Annotated in this window: 18 protein-coding genes and 1 pseudogene; 8 read left to right on the forward strand and 11 right to left on the reverse strand. The window is 65.4% G+C overall.

Annotated features, from left to right (window positions below):
- Positions 1-53 precede the first annotated feature (53 nt).
- Positions 54-965 carry a DMT family transporter gene (locus tag LLJ08_RS01150; RefSeq protein WP_014598034.1) on the forward strand — a complete coding sequence of 304 codons (912 nt, stop codon included), beginning with the start codon at positions 54-56 and terminating at the stop codon, positions 963-965.
- Positions 966-989: 24 nt separating this feature from the next.
- Here LLJ08_RS01150 and LLJ08_RS01155 read toward each other — a convergent pair whose 3' ends face one another.
- The 3 genes from LLJ08_RS01155 to LLJ08_RS01165 all read right to left on the reverse strand — a co-directional run bounded on the left by LLJ08_RS01155 (position 990) and on the right by LLJ08_RS01165 (position 4958).
- Positions 990-2363: a DUF3482 domain-containing protein gene (locus LLJ08_RS01155; protein WP_014598033.1), complete on the reverse strand. Its 1374-nt coding sequence runs from the start codon at positions 2361-2363 to the stop codon at positions 990-992.
- Entirely contained in the window at positions 2356-3750 is a 1395-nt protein-coding gene (locus tag LLJ08_RS01160) for a DUF2868 domain-containing protein (RefSeq protein WP_228207992.1), read from the reverse strand. Before LLJ08_RS01160 ends, LLJ08_RS01155 begins: the two co-directional genes overlap by 8 nt.
- A 92-nt stretch (positions 3751-3842) precedes the next feature.
- Entirely contained in the window at positions 3843-4958 is a 1116-nt protein-coding gene (locus LLJ08_RS01165) for a glycerophosphodiester phosphodiesterase (RefSeq protein ID WP_228207993.1), read from the reverse strand.
- Positions 4959-5142: 184 nt separating this feature from the next.
- On the opposite strand from LLJ08_RS01165, the gene LLJ08_RS01170 reads away from it, so the two are divergent.
- Both LLJ08_RS01170 and LLJ08_RS01175 read left to right on the forward strand, forming a co-directional pair.
- Positions 5143-5661, forward strand: coding sequence for a dihydrofolate reductase (locus LLJ08_RS01170; RefSeq protein WP_228207994.1), 519 nt, complete (start codon positions 5143-5145; stop codon positions 5659-5661).
- An 87-nt stretch (positions 5662-5748) separates the two neighbouring features.
- Complete coding sequence (locus LLJ08_RS01175; protein WP_014818699.1) at positions 5749-6396, forward strand: YitT family protein; 648 nt, start codon at positions 5749-5751, stop codon at positions 6394-6396.
- On the opposite strand, the gene LLJ08_RS01180 is transcribed toward LLJ08_RS01175, so the two are convergent.
- Entirely contained in the window at positions 6389-6844 is a 456-nt protein-coding gene (locus LLJ08_RS01180; RefSeq protein WP_228207995.1) for a metallophosphoesterase family protein, read from the reverse strand. The genes LLJ08_RS01175 and LLJ08_RS01180 overlap by 8 nt on opposite strands.
- A 97-nt stretch (positions 6845-6941) precedes the next feature.
- Between LLJ08_RS01180 and LLJ08_RS01185 the strand changes: the two genes are divergently transcribed.
- Entirely contained in the window at positions 6942-8060 is a 1119-nt protein-coding gene (locus LLJ08_RS01185; protein ID WP_228207996.1) for an NAD(P)/FAD-dependent oxidoreductase, read from the forward strand.
- A gap of 98 nt (positions 8061-8158) precedes the next feature.
- Positions 8159-9892 (forward strand): DUF4153 domain-containing protein, encoded by a 1734-nt coding sequence (locus LLJ08_RS01190; protein WP_228207997.1) that lies wholly within the window; start codon positions 8159-8161, stop codon positions 9890-9892.
- Positions 9893-9949: 57 nt separating this feature from the next.
- Here the strand turns inward: LLJ08_RS01190 and LLJ08_RS21055 are convergent.
- The 5 genes and pseudogenes from LLJ08_RS21055 to LLJ08_RS01210 form a co-directional block, all read right to left on the reverse strand.
- A pseudogene (locus tag LLJ08_RS21055) lies at positions 9950-10039 on the reverse strand (hypothetical protein); the annotation flags it as partial.
- 44 nt (positions 10040-10083) lie between these two features.
- Complete coding sequence (locus LLJ08_RS01195; RefSeq protein ID WP_228207998.1) at positions 10084-10563, reverse strand: anti-virulence regulator CigR family protein; 480 nt, start codon at positions 10561-10563, stop codon at positions 10084-10086.
- 46 nt (positions 10564-10609) lie between these two features.
- Positions 10610-12007 (reverse strand): efflux transporter outer membrane subunit, encoded by a 1398-nt coding sequence (locus LLJ08_RS01200; protein ID WP_272877191.1) that lies wholly within the window; start codon positions 12005-12007, stop codon positions 10610-10612.
- Positions 12004-15138, reverse strand: a complete 3135-nt coding sequence (locus LLJ08_RS01205; protein WP_228207999.1) for an efflux RND transporter permease subunit — start codon at positions 15136-15138, stop codon at positions 12004-12006. Before LLJ08_RS01205 ends, LLJ08_RS01200 begins: the two co-directional genes overlap by 4 nt.
- A gap of 10 nt (positions 15139-15148) precedes the next feature.
- Positions 15149-16333, reverse strand: a complete 1185-nt coding sequence (locus tag LLJ08_RS01210; protein ID WP_336512824.1) for an efflux RND transporter periplasmic adaptor subunit — start codon at positions 16331-16333, stop codon at positions 15149-15151.
- Between the two features lie 138 nt (positions 16334-16471).
- Between LLJ08_RS01210 and LLJ08_RS01215 the strand changes: the two genes are divergently transcribed.
- A complete protein-coding gene (locus tag LLJ08_RS01215) occupies positions 16472-17857 on the forward strand; it encodes an ATP-binding protein (protein ID WP_228208001.1) in 1386 nt (461 codons plus the stop codon).
- The gene (locus LLJ08_RS01220; protein ID WP_228208002.1) at positions 17857-18537 is read left to right on the forward strand and encodes a response regulator; all 681 of its coding nucleotides are present in this window, start codon (positions 17857-17859) and stop codon (positions 18535-18537) included. The genes LLJ08_RS01215 and LLJ08_RS01220 overlap by 1 nt, the downstream gene beginning before the upstream one ends.
- Before the next feature lie 182 nt (positions 18538-18719).
- On the opposite strand, the gene ilvD is transcribed toward LLJ08_RS01220, so the two are convergent.
- A complete protein-coding gene (gene ilvD, locus LLJ08_RS01225; RefSeq protein WP_228208003.1) occupies positions 18720-20558 on the reverse strand; it encodes a dihydroxy-acid dehydratase in 1839 nt (612 codons plus the stop codon).
- Between the two features lie 498 nt (positions 20559-21056).
- Between ilvD and LLJ08_RS01230 the strand changes: the two genes are divergently transcribed.
- On the forward strand, positions 21057-21905 hold the full coding sequence (locus tag LLJ08_RS01230) for a poly(ethylene terephthalate) hydrolase family protein (RefSeq protein WP_228208004.1): 849 nt from the start codon (positions 21057-21059) through the stop codon (positions 21903-21905).
- A gap of 76 nt (positions 21906-21981) precedes the next feature.
- Here the strand turns inward: LLJ08_RS01230 and LLJ08_RS01235 are convergent, their stop codons facing one another.
- Positions 21982-23178: a class I SAM-dependent rRNA methyltransferase gene (locus LLJ08_RS01235; protein WP_228208005.1), complete on the reverse strand. Its 1197-nt coding sequence runs from the start codon at positions 23176-23178 to the stop codon at positions 21982-21984.
- Between the last annotated feature and the right edge of the window lie 89 nt (positions 23179-23267).

A 23267-nucleotide genomic window follows, 5' to 3' on the forward strand; every position in this document is an offset into this window, starting at 1 on the left:
GACTGCCGCGACAGGCCCGACAATCAGCGCCTGATTGGTGCGGGGATTCGAACATGAAAGGCACGTTGAGACAGGGGCTGTGGCTGGCCGATGGCATGCTGCTGACGGTGGCGCTGATCTGGGGCAGCAGCTATGCGGTGGCCAAGCAGGCGCTGCTGTTCTACCCGGTGCTGGGTTTTCTGGCGATCCGCTTCGGCCTGACCTTTGTCCTGCTGCTGCCGCAACTGCGCGGCGCCGGTCGCCGGGCGCTGCGTCCCGGCCTGCCGCTGGGGCTGGTGATGCTGGCGATCTTTCTCTGCGAGACCTGGGGCGTGATGCTGACCAGCGCCAGCAATGCGGCGTTTCTGATCAGCCTGTGCGTGGTGATCACACCGTTCATGGAATGGCTGCTGCTGCGCCAGCGGCCGCACAACACGCTGTTCCTCGCCTGCGCGCTGTCGCTGGCGGGCGTCTGGCTGCTGACCGGCGGGCCGCAGCTGTCGCTCAATCTCGGCGATGCGCTGATGCTGGCCGCCGCGTTGCTGCGCGCGGTGCTGGTCTGCCTGACTCGGCGATTGACGGCCGGCCGGGAAATCCCGGCACTGGCGTTGACTGCGGTGCAGAGTGGAGTCGTTGCGGCGGGCTGCATCCTGCTCGCCGTGTCGCTGCCGGGCGGACTGCCGGCGCTGCCGGTGGAGCCGGGCTTCTGGTTCGGCACGCTGTATCTGGTGCTGTTCGCCACGCTGTTCGCCATGTTTGCGCAGAACCGCGCGCTGGGGCGCAGCAGCGCAACGCGGGTGTCGCTGCTGATGGGCTCCGAACCGCTGTTCGGCGCGATCATCGCCGGTCTCTGGCTGGGTGAGCGGCTGGGGCCGATGGGCTGGGCGGGTGGGTTGCTGATCATGCTGGCAACGCTGTGCACCCTGGGCATCGGCCGCCAGCCGGCGCCGAGCACGGCCGGCGATGGTGCGCCGGCCCGTGCCTAGCGTGCAGGCACGGCGACAGGCTGGTCAGCCCTGCCGCAGTTCGGTCTGCAGCTCGTCCAGCGCCGTCTGGCGCTCGCCATCCTGCAGGCGGGCGCCGGGGTTGAGCGAGGACCACTCGGGATGCGCGCGACAGCGTTGCAGGGCTTCGGGCAGCTTGCCCTCGCGCCAGCCCTGATCCTGCGGCGTGGCCAGGCGGATCGCCTCGGTGGCGGCGTGCCCCCGAGTCGCGAGCACGGCCAGCAGTTGACGCTGGCGCAGGGCGAGCAGGCGCAGTACGGCGTCGTCGACGCTCAGCTCGCGCTGCCCCTTGAGCTTGCCGAGCAGGCGATTGCCATAGTGCCGCGCGGTCTGCGCGCCGCCGCCGGCAATGGCGCCGAGCAGCGCCGCGGCGCCGAGGGTGATGCCGCCGACCATCAGGTCGACCCCGGCACCGGCCGCGGCACCTGCGGCCATGCCGCCGCCGATCTTCACGCCCAGCTGCTTGAGGGTCTCGGGGTTGAACAGGTCGTCGCCCCAGCGCCCGTCGAGCAGCGGCAGATCACTGGCCGCTGCATCGTCCTGGCGAAAGGCATACAGGCGCAGCAGCGCCTCGACGCAGCGCTGCTCGCGGCGGCGCACGGCATCGTGCAATTCACGAATGGCGCCGCGCTCCAGTTCCGGCTGTGCGGCCACGCTGCGTCGGCAGGCGGCGACATCCACCAGCAGTTCGGCGATCAGTCGCTGGCCGCTGGCCAGGCGTGCGGCAGCCTGGGCCTCGTGATCCTCGATCAGCCGCTGCAGCTTGGGGCGCGCCTGTTCCAGCAGCAGCGCCAGGCTTTCGTACAGCCGGCGCTCACCGTCCACGGGTGGCGCCACGCTGTCGAAGCGCACAAGTGCATGCAGGCCGAGGCGGGCCAGGGCCTGACGCCATTCCTCGTCGCGGTGCCCCGGCTGGGCGACGAAGTTGAGCACCGGCAACAGCGGCTTGCCGCAGCCGGCGAGCACCGCCAGCTCGTCCTTGTACTTGGCCAGCACCGGCTCACGGGCGTCGATCACGTAGAGCCCGGCGTCGCTGGCCAGCAGCTGACGCAGCACCTTGGCTTCCTGCTCGAAGCGCTGGCGTGCCTCGCTGCCGTCGAGAAAGCGCGCGGTGCGTGCCGGGCCGTCGAGGCGCTCACCGGGGCGCTCCAGCCGTTCGAGGTAGTCGAGCAGGGCGATGGCATCTTCCAGGCCGGGGGTGTCGTAGAGCTCCAGCAGCGGCTCGCCGTCCACCGACAGCCGCGCACCCTCGACGTGGCGGGTGGTGCTCGGCCGGTGCGAGACCTCACCGAAGCCGATGTCGCGGGTCAGGGTGCGCAGCAGCGAGGTCTTGCCGACATTGGTATGGCCGACCACTGCGAGCTTCAGGGCTTCAGTCATGTCCGCTCTCCAGCCAGCCCAGAGGCGCAGCGCTTGAGTGGGGAAGGCCAAGGCTGTCCAGTGCCTGGTGCCAGTCATCCAGACGCGCGCTGTCCAGCGCCTCGCCCGGCGGCGCCTGCAGCAGCCAGACGCGAGTGGCTGCGGCGCAGCGCGACAGCTCGCCGATCAGCGCCAGGGTGCCGCGATCCGGCGAGCGTCGGGGGTCACAGGCGATGGCCAGGCGCGCCGGTGGAAAGCGGGTGAGCTGATCGAGCAGGCGCCGGCGCCCCTCGCGGTCGTCGAGGATGCCGGCATCGGCGATGCCCTTGGACAGAGCCGGTGGCCAGGGGCGACTGCCGTCCAGCTCGATGGCCACCAGTACGGCGCCCTCGCTGCCGTCGAGCTGAGCGCCGGCGCTCGGCGCGTGCAGCAGGGCCGGTGCCGCATCACTGATGCCTAGCCGCTCACTCGGCGGCTGCAGGCGTTCGCGGAGCAGACGATAGGCCGGCAGGTTCAGGTCGAGCTTCAACGCGGCACGGCCGCGGCGCCAGCGCCACAGGCTGAAGCCGGCCAATAGCAGTCGCGGCAGCAGCCCGTAGATCAGCAGCACGCCAACCAGCCAGCCGGCCCAGAGCTGGCGGGCACCTTCCAGATCACCGCCGAGTGCGCCGCTGGCGCGGATCTGCCCGGCATCCGGCACGCTGAAGCCGAGCAGTGCCGGCAGCGCGCCCAGGGCCTGGGTCAGGCCGACGAAGGCGCTTTCACCGAGAATGGTGGTCTCCCAGACGAAGCCATAGCGCCGCGTTGCCAGCAGGGCGAGCAAGGTAAGCAGGGCGCTGGCCATGGCCAGCAGCCAGAGGCCGTGTACGCCGACGCCCAACAGCCAGCGGCCCAGCCGATGTCGGTGCAGGATGGTTAGCAAGGCCGGCGCCAGCTGCGCGGCGCTGGCATCGCGGGCGAGTTTTTCGCTCAGCCAAAGCCACAAGCGTCCCAACGCACCGCCACTGTCGCGCGCGAAAAGCAGGCCGAGCAGCCAGCCGAGCAGGGTCAGCAGATTCAGCCCAAGCAGGCTGCCGAGCGCCCAGAATACGTTGACCGGTCGCTGCCCGTCGCCGAGCGCGGTGAAGGCCAGGCCGGCACCGGTGAAGACCGCCAGCAGCGCCAGCACGAAGCCACCCAGGCGTGCGCCCTGATGCCAGTGCAGGAGCGCTTCGACCAGCCCGTCACGGCGCGCCAGCCAGAGTGCACGCTGCTCGATCAGCATGGGGAGATCGCCGCCTTGGGCGCGGGCCTGGCGGTTGGCTTCGTCATCCTCCAGCGGCCCGGCATGCTCTTCGCGCAGGCGCACGGCTTCGGTCAGCCAGAGGCGGTCGAGCGTATCGAGATCAGGGGCGGGGCGGGCTATCACACGGCATCTCGCTGGCGGGTCGTGCCCTGAGGATAACCGCTGCCGTGGGGAACGGGAAAACGGGGAGTCGTTGCGGCTCCCCGCTGTGGCCGTCAGTCGACGTTGCGTACGCGCACGGCGATGTCCGGCTGGTCGATGAACAGACCGTCGATCCCGGCGTCGAGGAAGGCACGAATCTCCGCTTCGCTGTCGCCACGCTCGTGGCGCTTGTCGCTGCTGCGCAGATTGGCCGGCAGGAAGGCGTTCTCGGCGCGGAAGGTGTACGGGTGGACCTTGAGGCCGACGGCATGGGCGGCGGCGACGAAGCCGGTCGGCGTGCCGAGGTTGCCGTTGGCATCACGCGGGATGATGTAGCTCTTCTCCGGACCGACGCCGGCGGCGTAGCGGGAGATGTCCTTGAGCCCGGCCGGCGTGGCCATCTGCGCATAGGTCAGCTTGCTGCCGCGCACCTGCTGGTCGTACGGCTGGCCGGAGCTGAACAGCTGCACCAGGCGCAGCTGGGTCAGGCGGCTGAGGGTCTTGAGGTTGTCCACTTCGAACGACTGGATATACACCGGCGCCTGCCGCCCGACGTAGCCGTTGCGGGTGAGGATGCGCACCAGCGGCTTTTCCATCGCCAGGCCGAGCTGCTGGAAGTGCGTCGGATGCTTGGTTTCCGGGTACAGGCCGATGCGCCGGCCCTGACTGAGCTGCAGGGTTTTCACCAGGTCGATGATCTCCTGCAGGGTCGGGATTTCCAGGCTGCCGTCGAGGCGTGCGTTACCTGGGCGAATATCCGGGATGCGCTCGATGGCGCGCAGGGTCTTCAGTTCGGCGAGGGTGAAGTCTTCGCTGAACCAGCCGGTAAGGGTCGCGCCATCGACCTGCTGGGTGCGCTTGCGATCGGCAAACTCGGGGCGCTGCGAGACGTCGGTGGTCAGGCCCAGTTCGTTGTCGTGTCGGGCGACGATCTGGCCGTCGCGGGTCATCACCAGGTCCGGCTCGATATAGTCGGCGCCCTGGAAAACGGCCAGCGCATAGGCGGCCAGGGTGTGCTCAGGCAGGTAGCCGCTGGCGCCGCGGTGGGCGATCACCAGCGGGGTCGGCTCGCCGCGCGCGGCCTGGTGTTTCGCGGCGTGTTCATCCGCCGCAGCGAAGCCGGCCAGTGGAAGCAGCAGGGTGCAGGCGGTGAGCCAGCGGCGAAGGGGAGCGGTGGTCTTGCGGGCCATTTCGGCATCTCCTCGGTTTGGATGTCACAGCCTGAGGCACTTGCATGACCGGACGTTGACGCTGCGGTGCCGCTTGTATTGCAAGGCGATGAAGCCGACGAACGGCTGACGCTGCGATTTCTGTTCGACTCAATGTGGCCAACAGCGCTGCAGGAAGACACGGCCCTCTGATATTCTCGCCGCCATGAATCAGACCCGCCTTCCCCTCGCCATGATCGCTGCTCTCGCTGAGCGGCACGTGATCGGGCGTGACAACATCATGCCCTGGCACCTGCCCGCCGATCTCAAGCATTTCAAGGCCATGACCCTCGGCAAACCGATCATCATGGGCCGCAAGACCTGGGATTCGCTCGGCCGTCCGCTGCCGGGGCGGCTCAACCTGGTGGTCAGTCGCCAGGCGGATCTGCAGCTCGACGGCGCGGAAACCTTCACCGACCTGGATGCCGCGCTGGTGCGTGCCGAGCAGTGGGCGCGTGAGCAGGGCGTCGACGAGCTGATGCTGATCGGCGGTGCGCAGCTGTACGCCCAGGCGCTGGGGCAGGCGCAGCGGCTGTACCTCACGCGTATCGATGCGTCTCCCGAAGGCGATGCATTCTTTCCGGCCTTCGACGAGGCTGAGTGGCAGTGCGTCGAAAGCCAGCCACATCCGGCTGAGGGCGAGGCACCAGGCTACCGTTTCGAAACCTGGCAAAAACAGAGCTGACCGGCACCCTCTTCGCTTGATCGGCGCCAAATCTTTCGCGGGCCGCAGCTTCTATGCTGGCCCGTCGCTGTCGTAACGAGAAATCTCATGCAACCTGACAAATCCGACGCCCCGGAAGCCGAGCGCGTTGCCGCGATCTTCGTCCGCCACCCGCTGTGGGAGGATGGTCTGGCGCTGCTTACCGGCACCGCACTGGTCGCCCTTGGCATTGCCTTCTACAGCCATGCCGGGCTGCTTACCGGCGGCACCGTTGGGCTGGCGTTCCTGCTCAAGTACCTGGCCGGCTGGTCGTTCGGCCCAGTGTTCTTCCTGCTCAACCTGCCGTTCTACGCGCTGGCGATCTGGCGCATGGGCTGGCAGTTCACCCTGCGCACCGTCTGCGCGGTGGGGCTGGTCTCGCTGTTCGCCGAACTGACCCCGCAATGGGTGCGCTTCGCCGAGCTGAATGTGGTCTACGCCGCGGTGTTCGGCGGGTTCGCCATCGGCATCGGCCTGCTGATCCTGTTCCGCCATCGCGCCAGTCTTGGTGGGGTGAACATCCTCGCGCTGTTCCTGCAGGAGCGTTTCGGCCTGCGCGCCGGCACCTTCCAGATGGGCATCGACGCGCTGATCGTCATGGCCGCGGTGTTCGTCGTGCCGGCGGACAAGGTGCTGCTGTCGGTACTCGGCGCCGTGGCGCTGAATCTGGTGCTGGCGATCAATCACCGCGCCGATCGCTACATGGGCGTCAGCTGAGGCTGATCAGCTCGACCTGTGCATCACCGTCGTTCAACTCCAGCAGCGCCAGGCTGATCGGCAGGCTGAAGCGTCGCGGACCGGCGCTGCCCGGGTTGATGTAGAGCACGCCGTCGCGCCGCTCGACCTTCGGTTTGTGCGAGTGGCCGGCGATCACCACGTCGATGCCGGCGGCGAGCGGATCGATATCCATCTGCTTGAGGTCGTGCAGCACGTGCAGGGTGAGGCCCTCGATGCGCAGGTCGAGGCGTTCGGGCAGCTCTAGCGACCAGTCAGCCGTATCGATATTGCCGCGAATCGCCTCCAGCGGCGCGATGGCGCGCAGCCCGTCGAGCACCTGCGGTTTGCCGATATCGCCAGCGTGAATGATCTGCGCGCAACCCTGCAGCGCCGCCAACGCCTCAGGGCGGAGCAGGCCGTGGGTGTCGGAGATCAGGCCGATGCGCATGTCGGTTTTCCTTGAAAAGACATCGTTAGGGCATCCGACCCTTGGCCGGCCGCTGTGGTTGCGGCAGGCTTGGGACCCTCGGGTCGAGGAGTCTGGCATGGATCGAGTGGATTGCGTGGTGGTGGGTGCGGGAGTGGTCGGGCTGGCGGTGGCACGCGCGCTGGCGCTGGCTGGGCGCGAGGTGCTGATACTGGAAGCCGAGGCGGCTTTCGGCACCGCTACCAGCGCGCGCAACAGCGAAGTCATCCACGCCGGCATCTACTACCCGCAGGGCTCGCTCAAAGGCCGGCTGTGCGTCGCCGGGCGCCGTCAGCTCTACGATTTCTGCGACAGCCATGGCGTGGCCTATCGCCGCTGCGGCAAGCTGATCGTTGCCACCGACGAGGCCCAGATCGCTGCGCTGGAGCAATTGCAGCGGCACGCGCAGGCCAATGGCGTCGACGACCTGCTGTACCTCGATGGGCACGAGGTGCTGGCGCTGGAACCGCAGCTACATGCGGTGGCTGGGCTGCTTTCGCCAAGCACCGGCATCATCGACAGCCACGCGCTGATGCTGGCACTGCTGGGCGATGCCGAGCGCCACGGCGCGGTGCTGGCGCTGAACGCGCCGGTAACGGCGATCACGGCTGGCAGCGAAGGCTTGCAGGTCGAGGTGGGCGGCGCCGATCCGCTGCAGCTGCTGGCCCGCACCGTGGTGAACTGTGCCGGGCATGGCGCGCCCATCCTCGCCGCGAACACCTTGGGGTTGGACCCGGTGGCGCGGCCGCGGCAGTACTTTGCCAAGGGCAGCTACTTCAGCCTGAGCGGGCGCACGCCGTTTCGCCATCTGGTCTATCCGCTACCCGAGCCCGGCGGCCTCGGCGTGCACCTGACCCTGGATCTGGCCGGCCAGGCGCGTTTCGGCCCGGACGTGCAGTGGGTGGAGGATCTGGATTACCGCATCGAGCCTGAACGGGCCGAGGGCTTCTACGCCGCGATCCGCCGTTATTGGCCGGCGTTGCCGGACGCTTCGTTGCAACCGGCCTACACCGGCATCCGCCCGAAGATCAGCGGCCCCGCCGAGGCGGCCGCGGACTTTCGCATCGACGGCCCGGCGCAGCACGGCATCGCCGGCCTGGTGAACCTGTTCGGCATCGAATCGCCGGGCCTGACTGCCTGCCTGGCGATTGCCGAACACGTCCTTGGGCTGCTCGAGCCCACGGCATTGGCAACCTGATCACGGGCTGTCGCCCCCCACGTTGCGGCCCGTCCAGGCGGGTAGCACACTGCAACCCGCCGCGATCGGACGGCGCATCACCGGCAAAAGGAACGTGCATGGAACTGACAGGCGAAGCCCGCCCGCTGAAAGTCTATCTGGCGGTCGGATTGCTCCAGGGTTTGGCGCTCTGGGCGGCCAGCGAGGCGTGGCCGCACGCTGCTGGCTGGCGGGTTCTGTGCTCGGCACTGCTGGCCTTCACGGTGATTGGCGGCTGGCAGGTGCAGCTGCTCTGGGGCGGGCTGCGCGAGGCCGGACGCTGGCGCCTGGTGCTTGCCGCTGCCGCGTTGCCGGCCGTGCTGGCGGGCGGTCTCGCGTTGCAGTTCGAGCAGCCGCGCTGGTATTACCTGGGTGAAACCGTCGGCACCCTGCTGCTCTGGAGCAACCTGATCCTGGCCTATGTGCTGACACCCTTCATCCAGGCGCGGGATATCGGTCATCGCTGGCGTGTCGACTACGCCGCGTTATACCGGCATGCCATCAACAACGGCCTGCTGCTGTTCATGGCGCTGCTTATGCTGGCGGCGTTCTGGCTGCTGATCTGGCTCTGGGCCGGCCTGTTCAAGCTGGTCGGCATCAGGCTTTTCGCAACGCTGTTCGAGTCCTCCGGCTTTATCTGGGTGGCCAGCGCGACGGTCGTCGCCATCGGGCTGTGGATCGGTCTCGAGCGTGGCCAGGTGGTCGATGCGCTGCGCAACGTGCTGCAGGCGATGTGTCGCTTCCTGCTGCCGCTGACGGTGCTGATCCTGCTGATTTTCGTGGTCTGCCTGCCGTTCACCGGTCTGCAGCCGTTGTGGGAAACGCGCCACGCGACGCCGATCCTGCTGGCCATGGTGTTCGCCCATGTCGCCCTGCTCAACGGCGTCATTCAGGATGGCCGGCAGGCGGTGCATTACCCGCGTGCGCTGCGCGTGCTGGTCGACGCCAGCTCCCTGTGCCTGCCGCTTCTGGCTGGTCTTGCGGTTTACGCACTGTGGCTGCGGATCGGTCAGTACGGACTCACGCCTGATCGGGTGGTGGCGGTCGGTGCGACGCTGGTTGCCCTGCTGCATGCGCTGGCGCTGATGGCAGCGGTGCTGCAACGGCGGGATGGCTGGTTGGCGGGCTTGCGCCGGAGCAACCCGCTGCTGGCGCTGGTTTCAGTGGCGCTGTTGCTGCTCATGCATCTGCCACCGTTGAGCCCGCTGCAGCTCAGCGCAGCCAACCAGTACCAGCGCCTGCTCGACGAGCAGGTGCCGGCAGAACGCACCGATCTCGGCGCACTGCGCTTTCAGCTGGGGCAACCCGGTCGCGACCATCTCGAAAAACTGCGCCAGCGCCTGAGCCAACCGGGCGTCGCCGACGCGCGTCGGGAGCAACTGCAGGCGGACCTGCAACGACTGGACGGCGCGGACAACTACTGGAACTGGCGACACGCGCACGACATGGCCAACACCGCTCCCGTGCCATGGATCGGCGAGCCTCTCGAGGATGCCGGTGGCGCGCTGGCACAGGCCATCGCGACACAGGGCTGTGACGAGGACTGCTCCCTGTTTGCCGTCGATCTGGATGACGACAGCCAGTCCGAGGTGCTGCTGCTGCGCGGTGCGCGGCCGCGGATCGTGACGGTGCTGGGGCGTGAGGCGAACGGCAACTGGCGCTGGATCGGCCACCTTCGCAGCGCCGACGAGCAGACCCTCGACGGCGAGACCCTCAAGGAGCAGATCGAGCGCGGTGCCTGGCGAGTGGTGGCGCCGCGTTTCAATGCCTTGGAGATCGACGGCATACGGCTGGAGCCGGCGATTACCGAATAGCGCGCATGAAAAAGCCCGACACAAGGTCGGGCTTTTCCATGCGGCTGCGGCAGGTGATCAGCCGTCCAGCATCGCCTTGTTGCGCACCGCGCCCTTGTCGGCGTTGGTGGCGAGCAGGGCGCAGGCCTTGAGGGCCGTGATCTCTCGGCCGGCATCCTCAGGTGCAGGCGGCCGATCATCGCGGTGTTACGTCAGTTCAGCACCCCCTGCAGAATGGTATAGACGATGCCTGTGGTTACCGCGACCAGTACGATGTCGCTGCCGACCCGACGCCACTCGTAACCCTGATACTGCGGCAATCCTTTCAGCACCTTGGCATCCAGACGCTTGCCATATCCCTTGGGTAGCGGCTTGCCTTGCTGAATTCTGATCTCGGCCGGGAGCGGTCCGCCCCTGCCGATCTGTTCACGACGTTCATGGAAGGCTTGGTGTACCGAGCTGAAGTCTTTGGGCGGTTGCTGGGCGTGGCTCTTCGCCGGGCTTTTCTGCGGCGTTTGTCCTGTTTTGCTCTGCCCTTGTTTCTGACTTTGCGACTGGTTGCTGGGGGCTTTGCCACCGCTCTGCGCGTTACGGCCTTGGCGCATCTCATCGTGGCCCTGCGGTGCTGCCGATAGCAGCGAGCTAATGAATAGCAAGGCGATGGTCAAACTGGCAATCAGGTTTTTATTCATCTTGTTGTTCCTCGGAGGTAACTGAAAGAGGGGGCTGTATGTCTCGTCATTCGGAGATTCCGCCGCCTAGCACTCGGTACAGCGCGATACGGTTGCTCTGCTCGGTCAGCTGCAGGCTAATCAGGTCCTGCTGCGCGGCATACAGCTCGCGCTGCGCATCCAGGGCATCCAGATAGCTGCTGGCCCCGTTGCGATACAGCGCGTCGGCAAGTTGCTGGCTTCTGGCCGTCGCCTCGGTCAGCGCTTGTTGCGCCTCCATGCGCTGGCGCAAGGTGCCGCGCTCGGCAAGCACATCGGCCACCTCGCGGAAGGCGCTCTGCAGGGTCTTTTCATAGGTGGCGTGCTGTATGTCCAGCTCGTGCTCGGCGACCTGCAGATTGGCGCGGTTGGCACCGGCGTCGAAGATCGGCACGCTGATGCTCGGGGCGAAGCTCCAGGCGCCACTGCCACCCTTGAACAGCCCGCTCAATGCCGTACTGCTGGTGCCGGCGCTGGTGGTCAGGCTGATGCTGGGGTAGAAGGCTGCGCGCGCGGCCCCGATATCGGCGTTGGCCGACTTCAAGCCGTGTTCGGCAGCTAGCACGTCGGGGCGCTGTTGCAACAGGCTGGAGGGCAGGTCGGCAGGGACATCCAGCAGCTCGGCGCTGTCTTCGGTCAGTCCACTGGGCAATAACTCCTCGCTCAAGGGGGCACCCACCAGCAGTTGGAGAGCGTTGAGGTCCTGCTGCACCTGGCTCTGGTAGGCCGCCACGTCGACCCGAGCCGACTCCACAGTTGTCTTCGCCTGAGCCAGAACCAGACCCGAGGTGTTGCCCAGAGCATGACTGCGCTGCTGCAGTTCATGGCTGGACTGCTGGCTGGTCAGGGTGTCCTCGGCCAGCTTGAGCAGATCGCGATCGGCGGCCAGGGTCAGCCAGGCATTGGCCACCTCCGCGAGCAGACTGATCTGCGTGCTGCGCCGGGTCTCCTCCAGCGCCAGGTAGTCTTCCAGAGCGGCATCGCTGAGGTTTTGAATACGCCCGAACAGGTCCAGCTCATAGCCACTCAGGCCCAGTTCAGCGCTGTACTGGTGCGTGGTGCTGGCGTCGCCCGTGCCGCTCAGACCGGCTGGGGTGCGGCTGTGAGTACCGCTGCCGCTGGCATTGATGGTCGGCAGTTGCTCGGCGCGCTGTACCCGGTACAGGGCCCGGGCCTTCTCGACATTTAGGGCGGCCACGCGCAGGTCGCGATTGTTGGCCAGGGCCTGATCAATGACCTGTCGCAGCCGCGCATCGAGGAAGAACGTTTGCCAGCCGATCTGCGGGGATGCACTGCCCAGCTCGGCGCGGGTCGGCCATTGCTGGGGGATTGGCGCCTCGGGTTGCTGATAATCGGGGGCCAGGTTTACGCAGCCTGCCAGTAGCAGGGCCGCCAGCAGCGCGGTCAGATGAGATGGACGGATCATGCTTCTACTCCTGTGCCAGTCTCAGCCGGCACGCGTCGTGCAGCCAGGCCAGACACCAGAACGAAGAACAGCGGGACGAAAAAGATGCCCAACACCGTAGAGCTGAACATGCCGCCCAGCACGCCGGTTCCAATGGCCTGACGCCCACCGGCGCCAGCACCGCTGCTCAGTGCAAGCGGTAGCACGCCGAACATGAACGTGAGCGAGGTCATCAGAATCGGCCGTAGACGCTGACGACAGGCTTCCATCGCCGCGCTGACCAGGTCCTGACCCTGCTCGTGCAACTGTTTGGCGAACTCGACGATAAGGATGGCGTTCCTCGCGGCCATGCCGACGGTGGTCAGCAGCCCAACCTGGAAGTACACATCGTTGCTTTGTCCCGCCAGCCAGCTGCCGAGCACTGTGCCGAGCACCCCGAGCGGCACCACCAGCATCACGGCAAAGGGTACCGACCAACTCTCATACAAGGCTGCCAGGCAAAGAAACACGAACAGGATGGAAACCGCATAGAGCAGCGGCGCCTGCGAGCCGGAAAGCCGCTCCTGATAGGACTGCCCGGACCACTCGTAGCTGATGCCGGACGGCAGTTGAGCGACCAGCCGCTCGACTTCGTCCATGGCTTCGCCCGAACTGACGCCGTCTGCAGGGTCACCGACCAGTTCCATTGAGGCGTTGCCGTTGTAGCGCTCCAGCAATGGCGAGGCGAAGCTCCAGGCACTGCCGGCGATTGCGCTGAACGGCACCATTTCGTCGGCTTCATTGCGTACGTACCAGCGACCGACATGTTCGGGCTGCATGCGGCTCTCTATTTCGCCCTGCACGTAGACCTTTTTCACCCGACCGTTGTAGACGAAGTCATTGACGTAGCTGCCGCCCATGGCGGTGCCCAGGGTGCTGTTGACATCGCTGGGGGTCAGACCGTATGCGCCGGCCTTTCGATCGTCGATGGCGATCTGGAATTCGGGTGCATCCTCCAGGCCGTTGCTGCGCACGCCCACCAGCTTGTCGCTCTGCGCGGCCAGGGCAAGGAACTGATCGCGGGCGGCGACCAACGCTTCGTGGCCTACGCCACCGACGTCCTTGAGTTGCAGGTTGAAGCCGGAACTGTCGCCGAGGCCGCGGATAGCCGGCGGCTGCATCACGAAGATGCTCGCATCGCGCAAGCCGGACAGTTCGCCGGTGGCCCGCCGGGCCAGGGCTGCCGCGCTCTGCTCGGTCCCTTCGCGCAGGCTCCAGTCTTTCAGCTTGATAAAGGCACGACCTGAGTTCTGCGCATTGCCGCCCATGCCCATACCGGTGATGGTCACCAGTGAATCCACCTCAGGCTGCGTGAGCATGTACTCGACGAGCTGCTGGGTGGCGGCCTGGGTGCGCTCGTCGGTAGCACCGACCGGCAGCTGGATCATGGCCATCAACATGCCCTGGTCCTCATCCGGCAGGAAGGCGCCAGGCAGGTTTGTATAACCGACTGCCAGCGCGACCAGAACCAGTACATACAGCACAAGCATGCGCGAGCCGCGTCGCAGTACGTTTGCAACGCCACGTTGGTAGCTCGCAGCACTGCGTTCGAATGTGCGATTGAACCAGCCGAAAAAACCTCGGGCCTTATGCGCCTCGCCCCTGACGACCGGCTTGAGCAGAGTGGCGCACAACGCCGGGCTGAGGCTCATTGCTACCAGCACCGAAAGCAGCATGGCGCTGACGATTGTCACCGAGAACTGCCGATAGATCTCCCCGGTGGAGCCGCCGAAGAAGGCCATTGGGATAAACACTGCCGACAGCACCAGGGCAATGCCCACAAGTGCGCCGCTGATTTCGTTCATCGACTTTCGCGTGGCCTCCAGTGGTGATAGCCCTTCTTCAGCCATCACTCGCTCGACGTTCTCCACCACAACGATGGCATCGTCCACGAGCAGGCCGATGGCAAGCACCATGGCGAACATGCTCAGGGTGTTGATCGAGTAGCCGAACAGCGCGAGCACGCCGAAGGTACCGAGCAATACCACGGGCACTGTAATGGCGGGAATCAGGGTGGCGCGCCAGTTCTGCAGGAACAGGTACATGATCAACACCACCAGCACGGTCGCTTCGAACAGTGCCTGCACTACAGCCTCGATCGATAGGCTGACGAAGGGTGTGGTGTCGTAGGGGATGGCCATTTCCAGCTGCATGTCGTCTGGGAATTTGGCTTGCATCTCGGCGAGCTTGAGCTTGACTGCCTCGGCCACGTCCAGCGCGTTGGCGCCAGTAGCCAGCTTGATGCCCATGGCCGCGGAAGGCATGCCGTTGAGCGCGGTGACCACATCGTAGCTTTCGTTTCCGAGTTCGACCCGAGCGACGTCCGAAAGCAGCACCAGCGAGCCGTCACTAGCGCTCTTGAGCACGATGTCGCGGAACTGCTGCACCGTCTGCAGCTTGCTGCGTGCACTGATGGTCGCATTCAGCTGCTGCCCGGCCGAGGCTGGCAGTGCGCCGAGTTGGCCGGCGGAAACCTCAGTGTTCTGCGCCTCCAGGGCGCTGTTGACATCTGACGGCATCAGCGCGTACTGCTCGAGCTTGGCCGGGTCCAGCCAGACACGCATGGCGTAGCCGGAGCCCAATGTTTGCACTTCACCAACCCCGTCGACACGGCTGATCTGGTCCAGCAACTGGCTGTCGATAAAGTCGCCGATATCGGTATTGGTTACGCTCGGACTGCTCGACACGAAGGCGACGATCATCAGAAAGTCGCCGCCGCCCTTGGTCACCGTGATGCCTTGGTTCTGCACCGCTTGCGGCAGCCGCGATTCGGCCTGCTGCAGCTTGTTCTGTACCTGCATCTGCGCCACATCGGCATCGGTTCCTGCGGCGAACGTCAGACTGAGACTGGCGCTACCGGCCGAACTGCTGCTGGCGGACATGTACATCAGGCCATCGAGGCCCTTCATCTGCTGTTCGATCACCTGGGTCACCGAGTCTTCGATGGTCTTGGCCGAGGCACCGGTGTAGGTGGCGGAAATATTGATGGTCGGTGGGGCAATGTCCGGGTATTGCTCAAGCGGCAGCTGGCTGATGGACAGTCCGCCGGCGAGCATGATGACGATAGAGATAACCCAGGCGAAAATAGGTCGGTCGATGAAGAAGCGTGCCATGTCGAGTTCCTCAGTGACTGGCCAGGGGCGCCGCGGCGACCGGGATTTCGATGGCGACCGTGCGAACGCTGTCGCCGACGCGCACCTTCTGTCCGCCCTCGACTATCACCTGGTCGCCGGTAGCGAGCCCCGAGTCGACCCACCACTGGTTGCCGACGCTGCGGCCGATGTTGATCTGCCGCTGTTCGACCTTGCCATCGACTGCCAACAACACGCTTGTGGTGCCGCTGTGCCCGCGGGTCACGGCACGCTGCGGCACCAGCAGCGCCTTTTTATCCACCGCTTCCTCAAGCACGGCGCGTACGTACATGCCCGGCAGTAGCAGGCCATCCGGGTTGGGTACCACGGCGCGCAGGGTGACGCTGCCGGTGCTTTGCGAAACGCTTGCACCGCTGAACTGCAGACGCCCAGCGTGGTTGTATTCGCTGCCGTCTTCCAGGCGCAGCATAATGCGTGCCTCATCGTCGCCAGCCTTGCTCAGGCGGCCCGCAGCGAGTTCGCGCTTTAGACGCAGCACCTCGGTGCTGGATTGGGTGATGTCGACGTAAAGCGGATCGAGCTGCTGAACTGTGGTCAGCGGCGTATCCTGGCTAGCAGTAACCAGCGCGCCTGGAGTGACGCTGGAGCTTTCTACACGCCCAGTGATAGGTGACGTGATGCGGGTGTAGGCCAGGTTGATGCGCGCGCTTTTCTCTGCGGCCTGGGCCGCTTGATAGACCGCCTGGGCGCTCTGCAGGCTAGCTTGGGCATCTTCGTGGTCCTGCTTGCTGATGGCGTCGATCTTCACCAGTTCGGCGTAACGAGTCGCCTTCAGTCGTGCCGAGTCGAGCGCGGCAAGCGCTTCGGCGGTAGTAGCACGGGCCTGATCAAGTGCGGCCTGATAGCTAGCCGGGTCGATCACGTAGAGCACCTCGCCGGCCTTTACTTGCGCACCTTCGGTAAACAGGCGTTGCTGCACGATGCCGCCGACCTGCGGGCGAATTTCCGCGCTCAGCCAGGCCTTGGTGCGCCCTGGCAATTCGCTGGTAAGGCGCTGGGTCTGCGGTTGCAGGGTCATGACGCCTACTTCGGCTGACACAGGCATGAAATCAACCTTGGTCGGAGCGTGCAGCGGCAGAGCAAACAGAGCCAGGAGCACAAGCGCCCCGAGCAGAGCGAGGCAACCCACGACTTTACTGAACGTGCTGAGCATCATTTTCTCCAACCAACGGCAGACCATAGGCTGGAGATGCTGCGGAGCAAATGTGCAGAGAATTTGGAGATTGCAGCAGGTATGTTGAATACCTCGGTGTGGTCGCCCTTAATAACGCCTCGCCCGCTGCTCTGGTCCATCATGAAACTCAGCCTGTCGCGCAAACTCTTCCTTGCAGTGCTCAGTACAGCCCTGTTCGTCGCCCTGGCCATGTTCGTGGCCGGTGGCTGGAGCTTTGGGCGCGGCTTTATCGGCTACATCAACGAGCTGACCGAGCAGCGCATGGCCGTGGTGCTGCCGCGCTTCAGCGAGGCCTATCGCAGCCACGGCAGTTGGGATTTTCTGCGGGACGATCACGATGAATGGTTCCACATGATTCACCCGCAAGATGCCCAGATACGCGCGGGTGCGACCTGGGATCTGCCGGTTTCCGACCTCACTGGTGCGGTGTTCCGCATCTCTTTGCTGGATATGCAACAGCGCAAGGTCATGGGCTTTATTGAGATGGGTGCTGATGCTGTACGCATGCCTGTAGAGGTGGACGGCAAGACCGTTGGCTGGTTGGCCATGGCGCCGTTCCAGAGCGTCACGGAGGTCGGCGGCGAACGCTTGCTGCGCAATCAGTTGCTGGCCAGCCTGGTGGTCGCAGGGATTTCTCTGCTGCTGGCCGCGCTGATCGCAGGGTGGGCGACGCGCCGTCTGCTCGCCCCGGTGCGCCAAGTGGCGGCGGCGACTCATCGTCTGGCAGCTGGCGATTACGCCGAGCGGGTCAGCGTCAGCAGCGACGACGAAGTCGGCCAGTTGGCTGCCGACTTCAACCAGCTGGCTCATACCCTGGAGCGCAACGAGCAGATGCGCCGCGAGTTCATGGCCGACATCTCCCATGAACTGCGCACCCCATTGGCGGTGCTGCGCGGTGAGCTGGAGGCGTTGGAAGACGGGATCCGTACACTCGACCGCGCTTCTCTGCGTTCGCTGCAGCAGGAGGTAGGCCAGATCACCCAACTGGTCGATGACCTTTATGAATTGTCGATGGCCGACGTCGGCGCGCTGACTTACCGCAAGCAGCCACTGGATCTGGTGGAACTGCTGCATGAGAGCCTGCGCGGAGCCGCTGAGCGTTGCCAGGAACAGGGCCTGAGCCTGGAACTGCAGTTACCCCTGACGGCCATTCCCGTACTTGCCGATAGCGCACGCCTACGTCAGCTGCTCGGCAACCTATTGGAGAACAGCCTGCGCTACACCGCAGCAGGTGGGCAATTGCGCATCCACCTGCAAGAGCAGCACGGTCTTATTCTGCTGGACTGGCTCGACTCGGCGCCGGGCGTGGACGAAGCCGACCTGCCACGCCTGTTCGAACGTTTCTTCCGCGGCGAAACCTCACGCGGTCGGGCCAGCGGCGGCTCGGGGCTGGGGCTGGCGATCTGTCACAGCATTGCCGAGGCTCACGGCGGCACACTGGAAGCTCGTCCTTCGCCGCTCGGTGGGCTGTGGTTGCGATTGAGTCTGCCGCGGGAAGCACGCTGATGCTAAACAACGACGAGCTGAACCCCGCCGACATCCTGGTGGTGGAAGATGAACCCAAGCTGGCCGTCCTACTGCGCGACTACCTGCAGGCTGCCGGGCACCGGGTGACCTGCCTGGACGACGGCCTGACGGTGGTGCCAGCGGTGCGAGCGGCCGAGCCGCAGCTGATCCTGCTCGATATCATGCTGCCCGGCCGCGACGGCCTGGATATCTGCCGCGAGCTGCGCAGCTTCAGCGAGGTTCCGATCATGCTGATCACTGCGCGTGTCGAGGAAGTAGACCGTCTACTAGGTCTGGACCTGGGTGCCGACGACTACATCTGCAAACCCTTTAGCCCGCGGGAGGTGATGGCGCGCGTGCGTGCCATCCTGCGCCGCCGACCACCGCAGACTAGCGGCGGCCTGCAGTTGGATACAGCGACCTACCGTGCCAGCTACGCAGGGGTGGAGCTGGACCTGACGCCCGTGGAGTTTCGCCTGCTGCATTGCCTGGCGGGGACTCCGGGCCGAGTGTATTCACGCGACCAGTTGATGAATCGGCTGTACGACGACCACCGCGTGGTCACCGACCGCACTGTGGACAGCCACGTAAAGAACCTGCGGCGCAAGTTGGAACAAGTGGCGCCGCAACAGGAGCTTATCCACTCGATCTATGGTGTCGGCTACAAGCTGGAGCTCTAGGCGCAATATTCCGTTCCCGGATACTGTGTTCCGCGGCGTGCTTGTCTTGCCTACGTCAGTCACCTGCGATTAGCTACCTGTTTGTTTTTTGGCGTTAGCGGCTGAATACGCTACGCAAAAAAAAGCCGCGAGCCCCATCGGGATCGCGGCTTTTTCTACCGGGCGCTGGCGCCCGTTTGGACTCAGCCGTCCAGCATCGCCTTGTTGCGCACCGCGCCCTTGTCGGCGCTGGTGGCGAGCAGGGCGTAGGCTTTGAGCGCCGTGGTCACTTTGCGGGTGCGTGGCTGGGCGGGTTTCCAGCCTTTCTTGTCCTGCTCGATGCGGCGGTGGGACAGTTCTTCATCGCTGACCTGCAGCTGGATGCTGCGGTTAGGAATGTCGATCAGCACCTTGTCGCCGTCCTGCACCAGGCCGATGGCGCCACCAGCAGCCGCTTCCGGCGAGGCATGGCCGATGGACAGGCCCGACGTGCCGCCGGAGAAGCGGCCATCGGTGAGCAGGGCGCACTCCTTGCCCAGTCCCTTGGACTTCAGGTACGAGGTCGGGTAGAGCATTTCCTGCATGCCTGGGCCGCCCTTCGGGCCTTCGTAGCGGATGATGACGATGTCGCCGGCCTTCACTTCGTCATTGAGGATGCCCTTCACGGCGCTGTCCTGGCTTTCGTAGATCTTCGCCGTGCCTTCGAAGACGTGGATGGATTCGTCCACACCGGCGGTCTTCACCACGCAGCCATCCAGTGCGATGTTGCCGTACAGCACGGCGAGGCCGCCTTCCTGCGAGTAGGCGTGCTCGACGCTGCGGATACAGCCGTTTTCGCGGTCGTCATCCAGGCTGTCCCAGCGGGTCGACTGGCTGAACGCCGTTTGCGTCGGAATACCGGCCGGGCCTGCCTTGAAGAAGGTGTGCACCGCTTCGTCCTGGGTCTGGGTGATGTCCCACTGCGCGATGCCTTCGGCAAGCGTCCGGCTATGCACGGTGGGCACGTCGGTGTGCAACAGGCCGCCACGGGCCAGTTCACCAAGAATGGAGAAGATCCCGCCGGCGCGGTGCACGTCTTCCATGTGGTATTTCTGGATGTTCGGCGCGACCTTGCACAGCTGCGGCACCTTGCGCGACAGCGCGTCGATGGCGCGCAGGTCGAAATCGACCTCGGCTTCCTGAGCCGCTGCCAGCAGATGCAAGATGGTGTTGGTAGAGCCACCCATGGCGATATCGAGCGTCATGGCGTTTTCGAACGCGCGGCGGCTGGCGATGTTGCGCGGCAGGACTGATTCGTCGCCCTCGCCGTAATAGCGCTGGCACAGCTCTACGATGGTGCGGCCGGCGCGCAGGAACAGCTGCTCGCGGTCGCTGTGCGTAGCGAGGGTCGAACCGTTGCCGGGCAGGGCGAGGCCAAGGGCTTCGGCCAGGCAGTTCATCGAGTTGGCAGTGAACATGCCGGAGCAGCTACCGCAGGTCGGACAGGCGCTGCGCTCGTATTCGGCGACCTTCTCGTCCGAGGCGCTTTCATCGGCAGCGATGACCATGGCGTCGACCAGGTCCAGGCCGTGGCTGGCCAGCTTGGTCTTGCCGGCTTCCATCGGACCGCCGGAGACGAACACCACCGGGATGTTCAGGCGCAGCGCGGCCATCAGCATGCCGGGGGTGATCTTGTCGCAGTTGGAGATGCAGACGATGGCATCGGCGCAGTGCGCGTTGACCATGTACTCCACCGAATCGGCGATGATCTCGCGCGAAGGCAGCGAATAGAGCATGCCGTCGTGGCCCATGGCGATGCCGTCGTCGACCGCGATGGTGTTGAATTCCTTGGCCACGCCGCCGGCTTTTTCGATCTCGCGGGCGACCAGCTGGCCCAGGTCTTTGAGGTGCACGTGGCCGGGCACGAACTGGGTGAAGGAGTTGGCGATGGCGATGATCGGCTTCTTGAAGTCTTCATCCTTCATGCCGGTGGCGCGCCACAGCGCGCGGGCGCCGGCCATGTTGCGGCCGTGCGTGGAGGTTTTCGAACGGTAATCAGGCATGACGGTTCCTGCGGCTAATCAGGTAATCGGAGGTATGCGTATGGTGAGCAACGCCTGTGCCGGATGCAACGGAGGATGACCGTGCGTTCGGAAGGGGCCGGGTCGAGGCGGGTAGACGCTCGTAGGGCCTGGGCTCAGAGTCCGCCGTGTGGTGAATGGCGAGATATCACCGATTCTACGCACGTTCCGGCAGCCGGGCCAGGCGGGACGATTGCCGGTCCTGCGCTACCCCGCATGCCAGCGGCCCGGAGCGGCTGGATCGGGCGTGAGGCCTGCGCATCGGCCGCCTTTTTCGGCGTATGACCGCCGGTCCACTTGACTGGCAGGTCGAGGATCGCTCGCTAGAGTCCAAACCCGACCGTTTCGCTGGTGACTGCACCTTGTCTTGCCGCTGGCCAGCGAGCGGTCGCCTCGCCATGGGTGCGCGTTCTGCGGAGTAGCGGGCAGCCGATGATGGGCGAGGCGTCCTTATACCAACGATAAGAACGAGGAATGCAGATGCACAAATTCACACGTCGATACCTGAGCGCCGCTGCTCTGGTGGCCCTATCCGCAACCGCCGTCGCCGCACCCCTGCCGGACACACCCGGAGCGCCATTCCCCTCGGTTTCGAGCTTCGACAATTCCGGCCCCTACGCCGTCACCAGTCAGAGCGAAGGGCCGAGCTGCCGCATCTACCGGCCACGCACGCTGGGCCAGGATGGCGTCAGGCATCCGGTCATCCTCTGGGGCAATGGTACCGGCACCGGGCCGACGACTTATTCAGGGCTGCTGACCCACTGGGCCAGCCATGGCTTCGTGGTGGCCGCGGCGGAAACTTCGAATGCCGGCACCGGGCGCGACATGCTGGCCTGCCTCGATTACCTGGTACAGGAAAGCAATCGCACCTACGGCACCTACGTCGGCGTGTTGAACACCGGACGCGTCGCCACATCGGGCCATTCCCAGGGTGGCGGTGGCTCGATCATGGCCGGGCAGGATGATCGCGTGAAGGTCACCGCGCCGATCCAGCCGTACACCATCGGTCTTGGCCATGACTCGTCGTCGCAGCGCAATCAGCGCGGGCCGATGTTCCTGATGTCCGGCGGTGCCGACACGATCGCCATCCCCTATCTGAATGCGCAGCCGGTCTATACCCGCGCCAATGTGCCGATCTTCTGGGGGGAAAGGCGCTATGTTAGCCACTTCGAGCCAGTGGGTGATGGCGGGGCCTATCGCGGACCGACGACGGCCTGGTTCCGTTATCACCTGATGGACGACGAGAGTGCGCGTGGCACCTTCTACGGACGTTTCTGCGGGTTGTGCACCAGCCTGTTGTGGAGCGATCAGCGCAAGGGCATCGAGTAGCACCGCACGTTGAAACCTTCGCCCGCACTGCCGGGCGAAGGTTTCATGGCGATACGGTAGGCGCGTGTGCCGTTCCTCAGCTGTTGGGCAGGATGCGGCAGGTCAGGCTCTTGATGTAGCGGGTTTCCGGGATCGCCGGGTGCACCGGATGATCCGGACCCTGGGCGCCGCGTTCGAGCTGCTGGATATTGCGGTCCAGATGGCGCGCGCTGCCGAGCAGGATGTTCTGCAGGTGATCTTCTTCCAGGTGCATGGAGCAGCTGGCGCTGACCAGGATGCCGTCCTTGTTCAGCAGGCGCATCGCGGCTTCGTTGAGGCGGCGGTAGGCAGCCTCGCCGTTCTTGATGTCCTTCTTGCGCTTGATGAAGGCCGGCGGGTCGGTGATGACCACGTCGAAGCGTTCCTCGGCGTTCTTCAGTTCCTTCATCGCCTCGAAGGCATCACCCTCGACGCAGGTCATCTTCTCCGCCATGCCGTTGAGTGCGGCGTTGCGCTCCACGCCATCCAGGGCGAAAGCCGAGGCGTCGACGCAGAACACCTCGCTGGCACCGAAGGCCGCCGCCTGCACGCCCCAGCCGCCGATGTAGCTGAACAGATCGAGTACGCGCTTGCCCTTCACGTAGGGCGCCAGGCGCGCGCGATTCATGCGGTGGTCGTAGAACCAGCCGGTCTTCTGGCCCTGCAGCACCGGCGCCTCGAACTTCACGCCGTTCTCTTCCAGCGCGACCCACTCCGGCACCACGCCGAACGCCGTATCGACGTAACGCTCCAGACCTTCGGCATCGCGGGCGCTGGAGTCGTTTTTCCACAGCACGCCGCGCGGCTTGAGCACCTGGACCAACGCCTCCAGCACGGCATCCTTGTTGCGCTCCATGGTGGCCGACGCCAGCTGCACCACCAGATGGTCGTGGAAGCGATCCACCACCAGGCCCGGCAGAAGATCGGAATCGCCATAGATCAGGCGGTAGCACGGCTGATCGAACAGGCGATCACGCAGCGACAGGGCGACCTGGATGCGATGCACCAGCAATGACTTATCCAGGCTGTGCTTGAGATCGCGTGACAGCAGGCGCGCGCAGATCAGGTTGTTCGGCGATACCCCGACGATGCCCAGCGGCTTGCCGCCGGCGGCTTCGAGCACGGCCTGATCCCCGGCAACGAAGCCCGCCAGCGGCGTGGCCGCGGTGTCCACCTCGTTGCTGTAGACCCACAGATGGCCGGCGCGCAGGCGGCGATCGGCATTGGCTTTGAGGCGCAGGCTGGGCAGGGTCATCGGCGGGGCTCCGGGAAAAAGACGGGCATTCTAAACGAGCGGCAGGCCACGCGCGCCGGCGCTGCCGGAAATTCCTCGCAGCGCCTGCC

This window comes from Stutzerimonas chloritidismutans, from assembly GCF_020783375.1.
Taxonomy (GTDB): Bacteria; Pseudomonadota; Gammaproteobacteria; order Pseudomonadales; family Pseudomonadaceae; genus Stutzerimonas; species Stutzerimonas kunmingensis.